Origin of the sequence: Acrocarpospora macrocephala, assembly GCF_009687865.1 — a bacterium.
Taxonomy (GTDB): domain Bacteria; phylum Actinomycetota; class Actinomycetes; order Streptosporangiales; family Streptosporangiaceae; genus Acrocarpospora; species Acrocarpospora macrocephala.
Genome location: NZ_BLAE01000012.1, coordinates 120,471 through 135,826 on the forward strand (window position 1 = coordinate 120,471; position 15,356 = coordinate 135,826).

Consider the following 15,356-nt stretch of genomic DNA (forward strand, 5'->3'; position numbering starts at 1 on the left):
GCCGGGCGATCTCGACGACGCCCTCGATGCCGCGCTCAGGAGATTCGCTCCCGCTGATATGGCGCGGTCCGTGCAGGATTTGATGAGGCAGTATCGGGATGGGGTTGCTCCCGCTGATGTCATCCTCGACTCGGAGATCGATGTTGCGGCGTATGCCGGGTATCGGATGCCTGCGACGTTTGCGGCGGTGTCGGCGGCTTTGCGGCATACGGCGGAGTTGGCGCCGGGGTTCTTGCCGCGTACCCATGTGGATGTCGGGGGTGGGACCGGGGCTTCGGTGTGGGCGGCGGCGCGGGTCTGGGAGTCGCTTGAGAAGGTGACGGTTCTGGAGCAGTCGCCCAAGGCGATCGCCATGGGTGAATGGCTGGCGAAACGGTCGGAGAGTTCGGCTGTGCGTAGAGGTCAGTGGAGGCGGGGAGTTATCCACAAGGCTGTGGATAAACCTGCGGCGGATCTGGTCACCATGTCGTACGTGCTGGGTGAGTTGCCCGCCGCTGTGCAGGAGAGCGTCGTCGGGTCGTTGGCCGCGGACGCTGAGATGGTCGTGTTGATCGAGCCTGGCACTCCGGCGGGATACGGCAGGATCCTCGCCGCCCGCGATGTGCTGATAAATCATGGTCTGTCGGTGGTGGCTCCCTGCCCGCATGACCACGCCTGCCCCATCCCCCGCGGCCGGGACTGGTGCCATTTCTCGGTACGGCTGAACCGCACCGCCCTGCACCGGCAGATCAAGGTAGGCACCCTCAGCTTCGAAGACGAGAAGTTCTCCTATGTCGCCGCCTCCCGCCACCCCTGGCCCCGGGCGACCAACCGGGTCCTACGCCATCCCACCCAACGCAAGGGAATGGTCTCCATGCGCCTGTGCACAGACGAACCCGGCCTGACCGACGCCATCGTCTCCAAACGCCAGCGCGACCTCTACCACCACGCCCGCGACATCTCCTGGGGAAACCAATGGCCACCGGCGACGGCGCCGAATCACTCCTGATTAGGGAATCAACACCACATTGCCGACAATCCGCACATGAACGACTACACCGAGTCGCTAATCGAACGTGCGAGCTATATCCTGGCGGAGGTTGTCCAGCCGATTAACGACAGGAGGTGTCCCAGATGAGTGAGGATCACCCCGATCCGGGGCTGTCAGGGGAGTTGGTGCGGAAACTGGTGCACCAGGCCGTGCTGATCGCCGCCGCCGACGGCGATGGGTCGCTGGTGGCGTGCGATGTTGAGACGGCGATGGCGGAGATCGTGATCCTGGCGCAGGCGATCGATCAGATCGACACCGCGATCGCGGCCCGGCTTGCGGTGGCCAATGCCGGGAAAGGCCACCAACTCTCGGCCCCGTCCCGGACCGACGAGGCGCACCTACAGGCAGCCCCCGGGCAATCGCATCCCACGAGCGCGGCTAGACCAGCAGCATGGACGCGGAGGCGGTGACCCACAGAAGATCACAAGCCGATCGGCATCGGATCGCCGCGAGGTCGTGCACGGCTGTGGAGCCGGGGGGGGTGGGGTCCGGGAATCGGGTGGATCGGGTGGTGACGCTTCACTCGTTGGATTGATCGGTGTCACCGGGTGTTCTCACGGGTGGCCCATGGTCTGTTCCGTACCAGACGGATACGGAGGCGACGATGGGCCACAGTCACCACCATCATGAGCAGCACGAGCACCATCACGATCATGCGGGCGACCTGTCCGTGCCGGAGCGGGAACTGGAGCCGGGTGAGTTGAACCGGCGGTCGCTGATGCGGCGGGCGGGGTTGCTCGGTGCGGCGGCGATGGCGGCGGGGGCGGTGGCGAGTCCGGCCGCGGCTGCGACGCCTCGGCATCCGGGGCGGGAGCCGCGGCACGGGTACCAGTGGCTGGCGGGCGATCACCACATTCACACCCAGCACAGCAGTGACGCGCTCTACCGCGTGGTCGACCACGTGCGGCACGCCAACGCGTACGGGCTCGACTGGATGGTCATCACCGACCATGGTGGCGCGGCGCACGCCAGGATCGGTGTGGAGAAGGTGAATCCGGACATCGTCCAGGCGCGTGAGGCGTACGAGGATGTGCTGATTTTTCAGGGGCTCGAGTGGAACATTCCGGCGGCTGAGCATGCCACCGTTTTCGTGCACCCGGGCCGCAACGAGGTCGCGGTGCTGAAGGAGTTCGAGAACTCCTACGACGGTTCGGTCAAGAACGCCAACGACAGCACGCCGGCCAATGAGGCGCTGGCGGTGGCGGGGATCGCGTTCCTGGGTGAGCAGGTGCGGCGGCGGCGTATTCCGGACGCGCTGTTCTTCGCCAACCACCCGGCGCGGCGGGGCGTCGACTCGCCGCACGAGATCCGCGCCTGGCGGGACTCGGACCCGTCGATTGCGGTCGGTTTCGAGGGCGCGCCCGGCCACCAGGCCGCGGGGATCAAGGCGCCGCTCGGGCCGGGCAGCGGGCGTGGCTTCTACAGCGGCAGCCCGAGCGCGGCCTCATTCCCGGCGTATCCGGTCGAGAGCTACCGTACGTTCGGCGGTTTCGACTGGATGACGTCCACCGTCGGCGGACTCTGGGACAGCTTGCTCGCTGAGGGCAAACCGTGGTGGATCAGCGCGAACTCGGACTCGCACCAGGTGTACGGGGACACCGCGCAGCGCGGCCCGAACAGCGACTTCGAGGCCAACGGGCGTTACAACGACCCCGTCTACGGGCAGCCCACGCAGGTCACCGCGGGTGACTTCTGGCCCGGCTTCTACAGCCGCACCAACGTCGGCGCCGAGGACTTCTCTTACGCCGCCGTCATGCGCGGCCTGCGCGCGGGCCGGGTCTGGGTCGACCACGGCAACCTCATCGGGGGCCTGAACGTGCGCGCCCGCGTCGCCGGGAGCCGGGATTCGGGCATCACCCTCGGCGACACGCTGGTGGTCCGCAAGGGCACGCCGGTCGAGCTGGTCATCGAGATCGATCTGGCCGCCGAGCCGAACTGGGCGCAGTTCGTGCCGGTGCTGGCCCGGGTGGACGTCATCCAGGGCGACGTCACCGGACCGGCCGCCGATCCCGACGTGTTCACCACGCCGAGCACGAAGGTCGTCAAGTCCTTCGAGGTCACAGCGGGGGCGAAGGGATCCGTCCGGTTCGTGTACGGGATCGGGCCGGTCGATCGGCCGATCTACCTTCGGGTGCGCGGCACGGACGGCAAACGTTCCGCAGTCGGCCTGCTCGGCGCGGGCGTCGACCCGGCCGGACCCCAGATGGACGTGCTCGGCGACGCCGATCCGTGGCTTGACCTGTGGTTCTACAGCAACCCGCTCTGGGTGCGTCCACGCGGATGACCATCCTGGGAATCGACGCGGGCACCCCCGACGTCGCGGCGGCCGAGCATCTGATCCACGACCTGGTGACGATGCTCGGCCCGCCGGCCCTGGCCTGTACGCACTTCGTGCGCACCGGCCGCCCCCATGTGGCGGTCACCCTCGTCGTGGAACCTGATGTCCAGCCCGATTTGGCGGAGTACGGCGTTGCGTGGGGCGACCGGCGTACCGGGCCGGAAGAACTGGCGGCGGGAGCGTCGCAGGCGGTGGCCGAGTTCGAGGCCGGAGGCGGGCGAGCCGTGGTCTTCGCCGGATCCGCTGGAGTCAGTGGCGTGCTGACGGTGGCCGAGTTGGTCGAGCGGTCAGCCATCGAGCAGGTCTCGGTGCTGGCGTCGCCGTCCCCGGCCGCGCCGGAGGTCGTGCTGGACACGCGCGGATATCTGCGGCCGGAGCGAAAGGCCGGAGTGCTGACCCTCGCCACGACGCCGGGATTGTTGCCGGATGGCACGGTAGGGCTGGTGCCGTTTGAGATTCTTGATGTCCAAGCATGCTGCGGGGGCCACTAACTAAGACCGTGCCTTGTTTGGTGATCTATCGTTGGTTCTGTCGTGACGGCGTTCGTGGATCTTCACCGTCCCTACGAGCGCCACGCCGACCTCATGGGACGCAGTGTTTCTTAGAAGAGGTCTCGTATCCCTGGGAGTATCCAGAGCCGTAGCCTGCTCTGTATCCCACCCACCAAGCACCCTCCTTATCCGCATAAGCCAGGGCGTACCCCTTGTTCACGTCGAACTGGCAACGTTGCCAAGCATCCTGCTCAGCGGCCGCCATGCCGTTGCGTGTGCCTTCCGCGTAGCCCTCTTGGTACGGCGACGGTGGATCGGTGCCCGGAGCCGCCGTCATCGAGGTGATGACCTTGGCCGACGTAGAGTCGGTTGAAGCCTCCGAACTGCTGACCGGCCACAGCGCGGCAGTGACGACTATGGCGCAGCCAATTGTTGCGCGAACGTCACGCATGTCGATTCCTCCTTCATGGTCAGATATCATCCGCTGTCCGCTGCGAGAGACCGTACTGTTGGGCGACTGGATTCCATAGGTCCACGAATCTCTGTTTCGCCTGGGTGGCATGTTCGGAGAAGGAAAGGCCGCTTTGGTAGGCGGAATCCTCTGTCAGGCTCGCGGAGCAGCCGTCGGTTGATCGGTGTCGCGCCCACTCGATAAAGGCTTCGTCAGCATTGAGTGACATAGTCAACGCATCCTCCAAAGCAGATCGAACGAGGACCCCTCCGGGAAGTGCATCTACTTGAAGGGTCCGGACACTGTCGAGTTGGTTGCGCCGAGATTCCGCAACATTGCTGAGAGTTGTCATCCCAGCCTGAGGCGCTCCACAGCTCCGTATCTGATCCAGCGCAGGGCCGAGTTCAGAACGCGTGCGGCTCATGCCGGTCAGCATGGCGTCGACCGCCATGGCCTGCTCGAAGTCCGGTGTCATGCGCTTCGCGGAGCGATCCGAGGTAGGGGAGAACTCCCCTGCGGCACCCGAGGTATTCCCGATCACCGCATGATCAAGCGAGGCCGCATCACATGGCAGAACCGATGCCATCGTGGCGGCGAAAACGGCCGTTATAGCCGCCTTTTTTGCATGTCTTAGTTTGCTGGTTGTTTCCAACATGAATCTCACCAGCTCGCCTGTACGAAGGACTAACCCAATGCGGCGGCGTGGGCCCACTTGCTCAATAGGTCGAGCCATGTCCCAATCTTGCCGACCACACTTTAGGTTTCCGGATCGTGAGCCTGAATTTCGCTCCGTCTGGGCTGGGCCCTGTCCACGCTAATGTACGGTGCGGAAGTGCCTCAACCACCACACTCTAAAGATTTGGGACGTCCAGTTTTGCCGTGACGCGGAGACGGTCTCAAGTAACCGGCGCCAAGTGCGGCGGCAGCGGCATTCTGAAAGTGTTCTAGGCGAGGTTCCAGAGTCTGATTGTTTCGTCTTTGCTGCCGGTGACGGCGATGGGTTTGCCGTTGAGTTCGGCGAAGGTGACGGACCAGATGCAGTCGGTGTGGCCGGTTAGTGGGGGGCCGAGTAGCTTTCGGGTGGTGAGGTCCCAGGCGCGGGCGGTGTTGTCTTCGCTGCCGGTGAGGGCGATGAGTTTGTCGCCGATTTTGGTGAGGGCTACGGACCAGATCCAGCTCGTGTGGCCGGTGAGGGGGGCGCCGAGTTGGGTTTGGGTGGTGAGGTCCCAGATTCTGGCGGTGTTGTCTTCGCCGCCGGTGAGGGCGATGGGCTTGCCGTCTAGGTCGGCTACGGCGACGGAGCGTACCCATCCTTGATGTCCGGTTATGGGGGCGCCGATCTGTTTGCTGGTACGGAGATCCCAGAGACGTACCGTGCTGTCGTCGCTGGTGGTGACCGCGATCGGGGTGTTGTTGAGCGTGGTCAGGGCGACGGACCAGACGGTGTCGGTGTGGCCGGTGAGGGGGGCGCCAATCTGTTCGCGGGTGCGGAGGTTCCAGATTCGGGCGGTTTTGTCGACTCCGGCGGTGATGGCGATGGGGGTGCCATCGAGGTCGCCTAGGGCGACGGCTTTGATGCCGCCGGGGTTTCCGGCGATGGGTGAGCCGGTGCGCCGGCGGGTGTTGAGATTCCAGACCAGGGCGGTGCCGTCGTCGCTGCCAGTGAGCGCGATCGGTTCGTTGTTCAGGGTGCCGATGGCGACGGAGCGGACCCATTTGGTGTGGCCGGTGAGGGTGGGGGTGAGTTCCACTCCTTGGATCAGGTCGACGACGCGGGCGGTGTTGTCGTCGGAGCCGCTCACGGAGATGGGGCCGTCGAGCTGGCCGATCGCGATCGAGCGGACGTCGTCGGTGTGAACGCGGATGGGGTCTCCGACGAGGGTGCCGAATGTGGAGGGTTCGAGGGTGGTGCTGGTGCGGGATTGGTTTGTGGGGGTGTTGTTCCGCGGCCACTGGGTGACGGCTATCAGCACGGCGGCGGCCACGAGAATGCTGCCCAAGACGAGCAGGATCGGCGTGCGCCGGGATTTGCGGACCGGCTGGGTGTACAGGAGGCCATTCGCGGGCTGCCCGGACGAATACGGAGACGCGAGATCTGTGGACGCAGGATCCATGGACGCAAGGCGCGTAGCGGGGAGATCCGCGAAAGGCCGATCCGTGGCGGAAGATCGATCCGTGGGAAGGTTCGCTGTCGAAAAAGATGAAATATCGGACGGGGCACTGACGAGAGGTGCGGTGCCCGCGGCCGGAGCGGCACCCGGGAAAGAAGCAGCACCCGCGACCGGAGCGATGCTCGGGAGAGGCGCAGCGGAAGGGACAGGAGTGTCGTCGCCAGTCAAAGTTCTGACGAGGTCGGCCGCCGTAGGCCGGTTCTCGGGGGATTTATCCAGACATTTCGTGATCAATGGGCGCAGGCTGTCGGGGACGCCGGAGGTGTCTGGGGTGCCGTACAGGAGGGCGTGCAGGACCACCGGGACCGAGTCGCCCTGGAAGGCCGGACGGCCGCTCGCCGCGTACACCATCGTGGCGCCCCAGCTGAAGACGTCGGCGGCCGGACCCACCTCGCCGGACGCGACCTGTTCGGGCGCCATGTAGCCGGGCGTCCCCATTGACCCCGTATGCGTGACCGTGTGGTCAAGCGCCCGAGAGATGCCGAAGTCGATGACCACCGGCCCTTCCGGGCCCATGATGACATTGCTCGGCTTGAAGTCCCGATGCACGACCCCGGCCCGATGAATAGCGGCCAGCGCGGTCGCGGTGGCCACGGCAAGCCGCTCAAGCCCTCCGCCCGTGCGCGGCCCCTCCTGCCGTACGACATGATGCAATGACGCCCCGGGCACGAATTCGCTGACAATGTACGGCTGATTGTCATGGACGCCCACATCCAGGACCCGCGCCGTGCAGAAAGGTGCCACCCGCCGCGCGAGTTCCACTTCCCGGAAGAATCGGCGGCGCGCGCCGTCGTCCTCGGAAAGCGTCGCATGCAATATCTTGACCGCGACCTCGGCCCCCGACGGCGCGGTGGCCCGATGGACTTCGCCCTGCCCGCCGCTCCCGATCCGGCTGGTCAGCCGATAGTCACCCAGGTCACGGGGTTCGGCACTGGGCAAGAGCCACCTCTTCAATAAACCGCTCGATCGGCCACCCAATAATACGCGCCGACCATCCCGCGACAGTCAGTCACCGAATCCTCCATTACCCGTTAATTCACCTCCGATTGGCGCGGAATTTCTCGTCCGTACATCAAGGCGTAGACTGATCGAAAGTGTCAAGAAGATCAGGCCTGGCCGCCGAGGAGCGGTGGAGCGGTTGGACGTGAGTCACCGGGCGTGAACCGGTGGCTGACGCCGTATCGTTGCGCCACTCCTGCGTCGCCGGGTCCTCGACCGTTGGAGGACATGCGATGAAGGTCGCATTCTTTGGTGATGTCCATGGCTATGTGCTGCACGCGCTGGGCGCGGCGGTCATGCTCCAGAACCGGCGGGGAATCACCCTCGACGCGTTGATCCAGGTCGGCGACCTGGGCGCGTTCCCCTCGCCCGAACGCTGGGACGAACCCAGCCGCCGCTTCGGCGCGAACTCCCCGGCCCAGGGCGATTTCTTCCGCCTGCTCGACCCCTCACCCCACCTCGCCGAGGGAGTACGGCTCGCGCTCGCGGGACTCCCGCCATTCCTGTTCGTGAGCGGCAACCACGAAGACCACGAGTGGCTCGCCACCCTGCACCAGGCGTCCGCCACCGACGTGACCCCCGTGGATCCGCTCGCCGCCTACCACCATGTCGCCTGCGGCCAGATCCTGGACCTCGCTGGTCAGCGGGTCGGCTTCCTCGGCATGGTCGACATGCCCGGCAAGATGGACTTCGACCCCGACGCCTACGCGCACTTCCTCACCGCCGAACCGGGCAGCGTGGACATCCTGATCACCCACGAAGGCCCATACGGCATGTCGCGCAACGTCCACGGCCATGTCCAGGGATCCGCGAAACTGACCAAACTCATCGAGCATTTACAACCCCGCCTGCACGTCAGCGGCCACTACCACCACGAGAACGGCCACCGCCACTACGGCCGGACCATCTCGTACGCCCTAGCCCAACTGGTCCCACCCAAGATCACCCGTTGGGACCCCAACCCGGTCAACCCCCAGCAACAGGTCGCCCCCGGCAGCATCGCCCTGCTCGACACCGACACCGGCACGTTCGACTACATCCACGACCCCTGGCTGGCCGAGATCAGCGGCGACGACCTCGACCTGGCCAAGCTCGTCGCGACCTCTAGTTGATCCCCAAGCCACACCCACCGGACGTTGCGCTCTCCCCCAAACTTCCCCAAACGCGTACCCAATTCGGGCGTGGGAGCGTGCCCACCCGGTTCGACCCGACATACCTGGGCATGCGTGACCCTTAACCGCAAATAACGCGAAAGCAGCGAAAGTAGCGAATTAGGAAGAAGGGTCATGAAGGACACAGACATGGACGTCATCACGTTCCTCATGCGCCAGCACGACGAGATCCGGGAGCTGTTCGAGGAAGTCGTCACCACCAAGGGCCCCGGCCAGCAGGATGTCTTCCACCATCTCGTCCGCCTGCTCGCCATCCACGAAACCGCCGAGGAGGAACTCGTCCACCCGTACGCCCGCAAAGCCATCGTCGGCGGCGACAAGGTGGTGGACCAGCGGCTCCAGGAGGAGAACTCGGCGAAGGAGCTGCTGAGCCGCCTCGACGACATGGGCACCGACCACCCCGACTTCCTCAAATACTTCGACGAGCTCCGCACCGACGTGCTCGCCCACGCCGAAGCCGAGGAGAAGTTCGAGTTCGCCAAGCTGCGCGAGAAGGCCAGCGGCCCGCAGCTGCGCGCGATGACCGCGGGCGTGAAGGCCGCCGAGGCCCTGGCCCCGACCCGCCCTCACCCGGGCGTCGAGTCCGCCACCAAGAACGTGCTGTTTGGCCCGCCGACCGCGATCATGGACCGCACCCGAGACGCCATCCGGGCCGCGATGGGCAAGTCCTGAGCACATCAGAGCTACCCGAGGAGGAGACGTGAAGGCTCTCACCTGGCACGGAAAGCGCGACGTCCGCGTCGACGAAGTCCCGGACCCGGCGATCAAGGAACCCAACGACGCGGTCATCAAGATCACCTCAACCGGGATCTGCGGCTCCGACCTGCACCTCTACGAGGTGCTCGGCCCGTTCCTGGCCGAAGGCGACATCCTCGGCCACGAGGCCATGGGCATCGTGGAAGAGGTCGGCTCCGAGGTCACCAACCTCAGGCCCGGCGACCGGGTGGTCATCCCGTTCAACATCTCGTGCGGGCACTGCGTGATGTGCGACAACCGCCTGTACGCCCAGTGCGAGACCACCGCGAGCCCCGAGTACGGCACCGGCGCCGCCCTGTTCGGCTACACCAAGCTCTACGGCCAGGTCCCCGGCGGCCAGGCCGAATATCTGCGCGTCCCGCAGGCCCAGTTCGGCCCGATCAAGGTGCCCGACGGCCCTCCCGACGAGCGTTACCTCTACCTCTCCGACGTCCTGCCCACCGCCTGGCAGGCGGTGCAGTACGCCAACATCCCGGACGGCGGCAGCGTCACCGTCCTCGGCCTCGGCCCGATCGGCCAGATGTCGGCCAGGATCGCCCGCCACCTCGGCTACCGCGTCATCGCCGTGGACGGCGTGATGGAACGCCTGGCCATGGCCCGCCGCCATGGCGCCGAGATGATCGACGCCAGCGAGACCCACCATGTCGCCGACGCCGTGCGCGAGTTCACCGGCGGCCGGGGCACCGACGCCGTCATCGACGCCGTCGGCATGGAAGCCCACGGCTCGCCGGCCGCCAAGTTCGCCCAGACGATCACCGGCCTGCTCCCGGACAAGCTCGCCGCCACCCTGATGACCAACGCGGGCATCGACCGCCTCGCCGCCCTCACCATGGGCATCGACATCGTCCGCCGCGGCGGCACCCTGTCCATCTCCGGCCTGTACGCCGGCACCGCCGACCCGCTGCCCATGCTCCGGATGTTCGACAAGGGCATCACCGTACGGATGGGCCAGGCCCACGTCCGGCGCTGGACCGACGCCCTGCTCCCGCTCGTCAACGACGAGACCGACCCGCTGGGCGTGATGGACTTCACCACCCATCAGCTGCCCCTGGACCAGGCCCCGCACGCCTACGAGATGTTCCAGAAGAAGCAGGACGGAGCCATCAAGATCATGCTCAAGCCGTAAGGCTCAGATCTCGCCCACCTTCCGGGTGGGCAGGCCGAAGCCTGACGCGATCGGATTCCAGATCGCCACGAATCGCGTCTTGTGCGTGGTTGCCCGCTCGGAGTTCCAGTTGCCTGCGCCGAAGGCGGGACTGCCCGAACACCCGGCGGCGAGGAATTCCTCAGCCGCCGCCTGGTAGGCGGCATCGGCCTTGTACGAGGAGTCGAGCGCGCTGACGAGATGCCCCTTGAGCGCCGTGCCTTCGGACAGGAAATCGACCCGCAGGTCCAGGGCCGACTCCAGCTGGGCACGGCGCGCCTCGGTGATGTCGGAGATGACGTCGATCGCGCTGGACTGGCACCTGGTCACCCCGGCGATCGCCGCACCCAGATCCAGCCGGCTGGCCTGGCTGTTGGTGAGCAGGTCGTCGATCGCCGTGGCCTGCTCAACGGACAAGTCCGGCGGAGTGGGTGACATCGACGAAGGCGACGGCGACGACGGCGGCACGGGAGTCTCGCTGATCTCGCTCGCCAGCGAACCGGTCGTGACGGGGGTCTCGTCGCCGTTCAGCAAGATCACGGCGACGAGGACTCCCATCAGCGTGAGAACCGCCAGGAAGGGAACGGCCGGGGCAATCCGCCGCCGCAACACGGGCAACTCGGCCGCGAGCAGCACCGCGTCGCAGTGGGGGCAGGTGGTCTGCTCGCCCGCGTCGTTGCCACACTGCCCGCACAGCCAGCCGGTGGTTTGTGCAATCGCCACAACATCCTCCTAACTGGCATCGTCCGGGTCGCTGAACACCGACCCGGGAACAAGATCGGGCACGGGGAGTCCCATCATCTTCAGCGTGTTGCGCATGACTGTCTCGCTGCTCGCGACGAAGTCGAAGACGTTGGCGGCCTGCTGCGCGTCGACCACCCGCTTGACCATGCCGAGGAACGCCTCGGCCTCGCTGCGCCGCTCGCCGAGCATGGTGTCGGTCACGTCGGCGATCCCGGTCGGGGTCTCGGCGAGGCGGACCGCGTGCGGGGTGATCCAGTCGTCCAGGCCCTCGGACAGGAACTCCCGCCAGCGCCGGCGCAGGTCGGTCATCGCCTCGATCTGCCGCTTGGTCGCCTCATGCTCGGCCTCGCGTTCCAGCCGCTGGTGCAGGAACTGTTGCTGCTGCTGGACCACCGGCAGCGGCGGCAGGAGCCGGATCACCGCGGTGCACTCCAGCTGGACCCCGTGGTCGACGACCCGGACGCCCCTCAGCTTCTCGTTGACCAGGGCCTCCGCGTCCGCCGCCCGATGCGGCTCGAACCTGCGGGCGTAGAAGCGGATGGTGTCCTCCACGAAGTAGCGGAACCGCTCGCGGCAGAGGTTGACCTCGCTGGACAGCGTGCCGGCCGGGCAGTTGCCGGTCGCGCGCCACTGGAGCCGGACCGTCACCGGGAAGTGGAAGCTGTCGTTGAACGCGGGCGTCTCGAAGGCGAACGGCGGATCGATCACGTGGGTGGAGGTCGATTCCAGAATGGGGGTGGACCGGAACCAGGATCGGATGACGCTGGTCCATCCCGTCCTTTCAGGGCGTGTCATGGACATCAGGGACTTCTCCGATCGAGGTAGGCGAGGAAGGTGTTCGCGGTGGCCGTGGAGATCACCCGGTCCCGCCACCAGCTGAGGTAGAAGCGCAGCGCCCGGCGCAACCGCGGGTCGGCGCCGAGTCCGGCGACGAAGTCGCCCAGGAGCGGAGCCAGTCCCGGATCGGTGTCGGCGTGCCGCGCCCACGCGCTGAAGGCGGGCCAGGCCCGGCCGCCCTGGTCGGCGAGCGCGTTGCGCCACAGCTGCGCGATCTCGGCGCGCACCCGGGCCTCGCCCTCGACGAGCATGCCGAGGAGCAGCGGCCGGTGCGGCTCATGGTCGCGGGTGGCCACGGCCAGGCGGAGCATGGCCTCGACGGCGGCCGTGCGCAGGCCGGTGTTCCCGGCCCTGGCCCAGTCGGCCAGTTCCCGGACGATCTCGCGGTGCGCCCCGCCGAGCGAGAGTTCCGCCATCGCGCGGGCGGCCTCGGTGCGCAGGTCGGCGCGGGCGGTGGCGGCGATTCCGCGCAGGCCGGACAGCGTGTCGCCGATGTCCAGGAGCCCGAGCGAGGTGGCGTAGGCGCGCACGGCCACCGACCGCTGCGGCAGGGTGCCACGAGCCCACACTTGCAGCCGCTTCCGCACCCGGGGGGCGAACCTGGCCTCCTGGGCGGCGGCCTCCAGCGCCCACGCGGCCAGCCGGTGACCGGCCACGCGGTAAGCGCGCACCCACGGCTGGATGAACTCCTCGTCGATCGCCGTGTAGTCGTAGCCGGCGAGCTTGCCGATGGCCTGCGCGGCCGCGATCCTGACCTGGGTGTCCTCGTCCTCGGTGAGGTCGGACAGCCAGTCGGTGAGCGGCTCGCGCAAGGTCGGATGGTTGTGCCAGGCCACGTCGAGGATCATCGGGATCAGCGCGGGCACCCGCAGCCGGATGCGGCGCTCGGTGCCCTCGTCCTGGTGGTCGTCCTCGGCGTGGGCGTACTCGAGCCAGCCGGACAGGGTCTCGTCGAACGGTGACCAGGTGGATTCCGCGGACGGAGCCCCTTCCCGCTCGACGTCCACCTTCTCGGCCAGCCGGAGCGCGGCCGAGGTGATCGTGACCATGGACTTGCCGTCCAGCACGGCGAGGGCCAGCACGAAACTCCGGCGGTAGATGGACTCCTTGGCCTGCGTCGCCGACGCGGCCGGGCCGGGGGCGAGCAGGCTCTGGGCGCGCTCGCGCAGCCGGGACGGCCGCTCGTCGCAGACCTCGTTGATCACCTCGTCCAGGTCCCGGCCCTGGCGCAGCCGATTCAGGACCGACATGGCCAGCGCGTACGCCTCCCGCGGCCGGGTATCGCTGTCGAGCTCCTCCCGGATGCGCTGGTGCTCGGCCAGCCGCCTGGCCTGCCTGTCGGCCTCGAAGCGGCTCTGGTCGCGCAGCCCGTACGCCAGGCAGCGCTCGAACACGCGGATCGCGTGGGGCGGGACGTGGCTCACCACGTAGGTCGAGCGCTGGTCGGGGGTGAGGTGGGCGCGCTCGCTCAGGAGCACCACGAAGGCGGACTTGGCCTGGGTGGCCAGGTGGGTCAGGTGCTGGAAGACCGCCTGGTTCTTGCTCCTGGTCCAGTCGGCGTCGCTGGCGTCGATCAGGTAGCCGGTCTCGGTTTTCACGTCGGCGAGGCGGAGCCGCCGGGGGTCGGTGACGCCGGGCAGGGTGACGACGCGGGGCCGGGTTCCGAATCGGGCGAGCGCGGCCAGGGCGAGCGTGGTGCGGCCCGAGCCCAGCGGCCCGGCCAGCCCGTGGACCCGGCCGGGTTGCATGGCCTCGGCCAGGGTGGTGAGGGTTTCGGTGACGACGAGGTATTCCGGGTCGAGGCGGGCGAGCTCGTCCTCGGTCAGCGGGATCGGCTCGGGTCGCTGCTCGTAGCCGGGCGAGCCGATGGTGATGTCGCCGTCCGCGTGATAGATCCGCCCACCCTGGGGCACGTTGAACTGGTTCTTGATCGCGGTGCCGTCGCCGAAGGCCGCCGCTCCGACGGATTCCGGATAGAGCCGGGACAGGCCTTCCAGGCGAAGCAGGCGCTCGCGGATCTCCTCCGCCAGTTGCTCGTGCGGCCGCGCGGGTTCGCCCTTCTCCGCCTGAAGCCGCGGCGGCTCATCGGAGTCCGGCTTATCGGACCCCGGCTCATCGGAGTCCGGCTCCTTCGGGGGCGGGTCGATCTCGTTCACTGCTCGTCCGCCTGCGTCTCGGTGACCTCCATGGAGCCTTCGCTGTAGTTGATCCGCGCGTGTGTTCCGGGCACGTTCCACTGGTTCCTGATGGCGGTGCCGTGCTCCCCGGTGGCGAGCACGTCCACTTTCTCGATCTTCGGCTGGATCGTCTCGGCAGGCTGTTCGGATTCGTTTTCGGTCATGGAACGCTCCTTTGACTGATCGACCAGGGTGATGGTGGCGCCTTGGGCCTTGAGCTGACGGTTGAGGCGATGGAGTTCGGGCGCGGCGACCAGGCCGAGGTCGGTCAGGCGGTCCTCGATCTGCTCGAACGCGCGGATCGCGTCACCGGCGCCACCGGCCCGGCTGAGCGAGAGCATGTACAGGCCGGTGACGATCTCGTTCGGCACCGGTTCGCTGGAAAGCTGGGTGAGCGCGGGCAGCAGCTCCACGTGGTGGCCCATCTCGGTCCGGGCCTCCAGCCAGGCGATCAGGGTGTTCTGGTAGCTCTGCTGGAGCGAGCCTCGGTACCCGGCTGCCCACAGACCGTTCAGTCCCGCCAGCGGTTCACCCCCGCGCAGCCCTTGGGGGATCTCGCCCCACTGCCGCAGGGCTTGCTCGGCGATCCGGACGAACTCGCCCTTGTCCGTGGCGGCCTGGGCGAGTTTCACCAGATCCTCGAACCGGTAGGCGTCGACCGCCACCTCGGGGCCGACCAGCAGGCGATACCCCTCCCGCTTGTGGTTGTCCGGGATCAGAGCCCCCGCATCCGGATGCGCGACGCGCAGCTTCGTGCGCAGCTTGTCCATGTGGCTGTAGAACAGGCTGATCGGATTGTCCGGTTCGGCCTGCCCCTTCCTTCGGCCTTCCTCGCCGAGCCGTTCCGTCAGCTGCGCGGCGGACAGCGCGCCACCCCGGAGCTCGATCAGGGACGCCAGCAGCAGCTGGGACTTGGGGGGCAGGTCAACCGGTTCGCCGCGGACGTGAACCTTGACCCGTCCGAGGAGCGAAACGTCAAGCAGGGGACTTTTGTTGAGGTCTGTCATACGAATCCACCATCCAAGGCGAGGTTTCCGCGAGCCTTT

The 15,356-nt window shown here is 67.3% G+C and carries 14 protein-coding genes; 7 read left to right on the plus strand and 7 right to left on the minus strand.

Going from position 1 to position 15,356, the window contains the following annotated elements; translation table 11 throughout:
- Positions 1-82 precede the first annotated feature (82 nt).
- The 4 genes from Amac_RS12070 (at position 83) to Amac_RS12085 (ending at position 3,859) form a co-directional block, all read left to right on the plus strand.
- Entirely contained in the window at positions 83-988 is a 906-nt protein-coding gene (locus tag Amac_RS12070; protein ID WP_281356275.1) for a small ribosomal subunit Rsm22 family protein, read from the plus strand.
- Positions 989-1,113: 125 nt separating this feature from the next.
- A complete protein-coding gene (locus tag Amac_RS12075) occupies positions 1,114-1,440 on the plus strand; it encodes a hypothetical protein (RefSeq protein ID WP_155354437.1) in 327 nt (108 codons plus the stop codon).
- A 194-nt stretch (positions 1,441-1,634) separates the two neighbouring features.
- Positions 1,635-3,314, plus strand: a complete 1,680-nt coding sequence (locus tag Amac_RS12080) for a PHP domain-containing protein (RefSeq protein ID WP_155354438.1) — start codon at positions 1,635-1,637, stop codon at positions 3,312-3,314.
- A complete protein-coding gene (locus Amac_RS12085) occupies positions 3,311-3,859 on the plus strand; it encodes a hypothetical protein (RefSeq protein WP_155354439.1) in 549 nt (182 codons plus the stop codon). Before Amac_RS12080 ends, Amac_RS12085 begins: the two co-directional genes overlap by 4 nt.
- Before the next feature lie 91 nt (positions 3,860-3,950).
- Here the strand turns inward: Amac_RS12085 and Amac_RS12090 are convergent, their stop codons facing one another.
- The 3 genes from Amac_RS12090 to Amac_RS12100 all read right to left on the minus strand — a co-directional run bounded on the left by Amac_RS12090 (position 3,951) and on the right by Amac_RS12100 (position 7,420).
- Positions 3,951-4,310 carry a hypothetical protein gene (locus tag Amac_RS12090; protein WP_155354440.1) on the minus strand — a complete coding sequence of 120 codons (360 nt, stop codon included), beginning with the start codon at positions 4,308-4,310 and terminating at the stop codon, positions 3,951-3,953.
- A 19-nt stretch (positions 4,311-4,329) separates the two neighbouring features.
- On the minus strand, positions 4,330-4,965 hold the full coding sequence (locus Amac_RS12095; protein WP_155354441.1) for a hypothetical protein: 636 nt from the start codon (positions 4,963-4,965) through the stop codon (positions 4,330-4,332).
- 289 nt (positions 4,966-5,254) lie between these two features.
- A complete protein-coding gene (locus Amac_RS12100) occupies positions 5,255-7,420 on the minus strand; it encodes a serine/threonine-protein kinase (protein WP_155354442.1) in 2,166 nt (721 codons plus the stop codon).
- Positions 7,421-7,713: 293 nt separating this feature from the next.
- On the opposite strand from Amac_RS12100, the gene Amac_RS12105 reads away from it, so the two are divergent.
- From Amac_RS12105 to Amac_RS12115, 3 genes are all read left to right on the plus strand, one after another.
- The gene (locus Amac_RS12105) at positions 7,714-8,592 is read left to right on the plus strand and encodes a metallophosphoesterase family protein (RefSeq protein ID WP_155354443.1); all 879 of its coding nucleotides are present in this window, start codon (positions 7,714-7,716) and stop codon (positions 8,590-8,592) included.
- A 174-nt stretch (positions 8,593-8,766) separates the two neighbouring features.
- Positions 8,767-9,324: a hemerythrin domain-containing protein gene (locus Amac_RS12110; protein ID WP_155354444.1), complete on the plus strand. Its 558-nt coding sequence runs from the start codon at positions 8,767-8,769 to the stop codon at positions 9,322-9,324.
- A gap of 28 nt (positions 9,325-9,352) precedes the next feature.
- Positions 9,353-10,534, plus strand: a complete 1,182-nt coding sequence (locus Amac_RS12115; protein ID WP_155354445.1) for a zinc-dependent alcohol dehydrogenase — start codon at positions 9,353-9,355, stop codon at positions 10,532-10,534.
- 3 nt (positions 10,535-10,537) lie between these two features.
- On the opposite strand, the gene Amac_RS12120 is transcribed toward Amac_RS12115, so the two are convergent.
- The 4 genes from Amac_RS12120 to Amac_RS12135 are packed head-to-tail and all read right to left on the minus strand — an operon-like array spanning position 10,538 to position 15,317.
- A complete protein-coding gene (locus tag Amac_RS12120) occupies positions 10,538-11,275 on the minus strand; it encodes a hypothetical protein (RefSeq protein ID WP_155354446.1) in 738 nt (245 codons plus the stop codon).
- A 9-nt stretch (positions 11,276-11,284) separates the two neighbouring features.
- Entirely contained in the window at positions 11,285-12,091 is an 807-nt protein-coding gene (locus Amac_RS12125; RefSeq protein ID WP_155354447.1) for a hypothetical protein, read from the minus strand.
- Between the two features lie 5 nt (positions 12,092-12,096).
- Positions 12,097-14,289 (minus strand): hypothetical protein, encoded by a 2,193-nt coding sequence (locus tag Amac_RS12130; RefSeq protein WP_155354448.1) that lies wholly within the window; start codon positions 14,287-14,289, stop codon positions 12,097-12,099.
- Positions 14,286-15,317, minus strand: coding sequence for an AfsR/SARP family transcriptional regulator (locus tag Amac_RS12135; RefSeq protein WP_155354449.1), 1,032 nt, complete (start codon positions 15,315-15,317; stop codon positions 14,286-14,288). The genes Amac_RS12130 and Amac_RS12135 overlap by 4 nt, the downstream gene beginning before the upstream one ends.
- Positions 15,318-15,356 lie beyond the last annotated feature (39 nt).

Excerpts from the sequence above, each read along its gene's own strand:
- Amac_RS12080 (WP_155354438.1), top strand. The coding sequence starts at position 1,635 with ATGGGCCACAGTCACCACCATCATGAGCAGCACGAGCACCATCACGAT.
- Amac_RS12070 (WP_281356275.1), top strand. The coding sequence starts at position 83 with ATGAGGCAGTATCGGGATGGGGTTGCTCCCGCTGATGTCATCCTCGAC.
- Amac_RS12110 (WP_155354444.1), top strand. The coding sequence starts at position 8,767 with ATGAAGGACACAGACATGGACGTCATCACGTTCCTCATGCGCCAGCAC.
- Amac_RS12105 (WP_155354443.1), top strand. The coding sequence starts at position 7,714 with ATGAAGGTCGCATTCTTTGGTGATGTCCATGGCTATGTGCTGCACGCG.
- Amac_RS12085 (WP_155354439.1), top strand. The coding sequence starts at position 3,311 with ATGACCATCCTGGGAATCGACGCGGGCACCCCCGACGTCGCGGCGGCC.
- Amac_RS12125 (WP_155354447.1), bottom strand. The coding sequence starts at position 12,091 with ATGACACGCCCTGAAAGGACGGGATGGACCAGCGTCATCCGATCCTGG.
- Amac_RS12090 (WP_155354440.1), bottom strand. The coding sequence starts at position 4,310 with ATGCGTGACGTTCGCGCAACAATTGGCTGCGCCATAGTCGTCACTGCC.
- Amac_RS12135 (WP_155354449.1), bottom strand. The coding sequence starts at position 15,317 with ATGACAGACCTCAACAAAAGTCCCCTGCTTGACGTTTCGCTCCTCGGA.
- Amac_RS12095 (WP_155354441.1), bottom strand. The coding sequence starts at position 4,965 with ATGTTGGAAACAACCAGCAAACTAAGACATGCAAAAAAGGCGGCTATA.
- Amac_RS12075 (WP_155354437.1), top strand. The coding sequence starts at position 1,114 with ATGAGTGAGGATCACCCCGATCCGGGGCTGTCAGGGGAGTTGGTGCGG.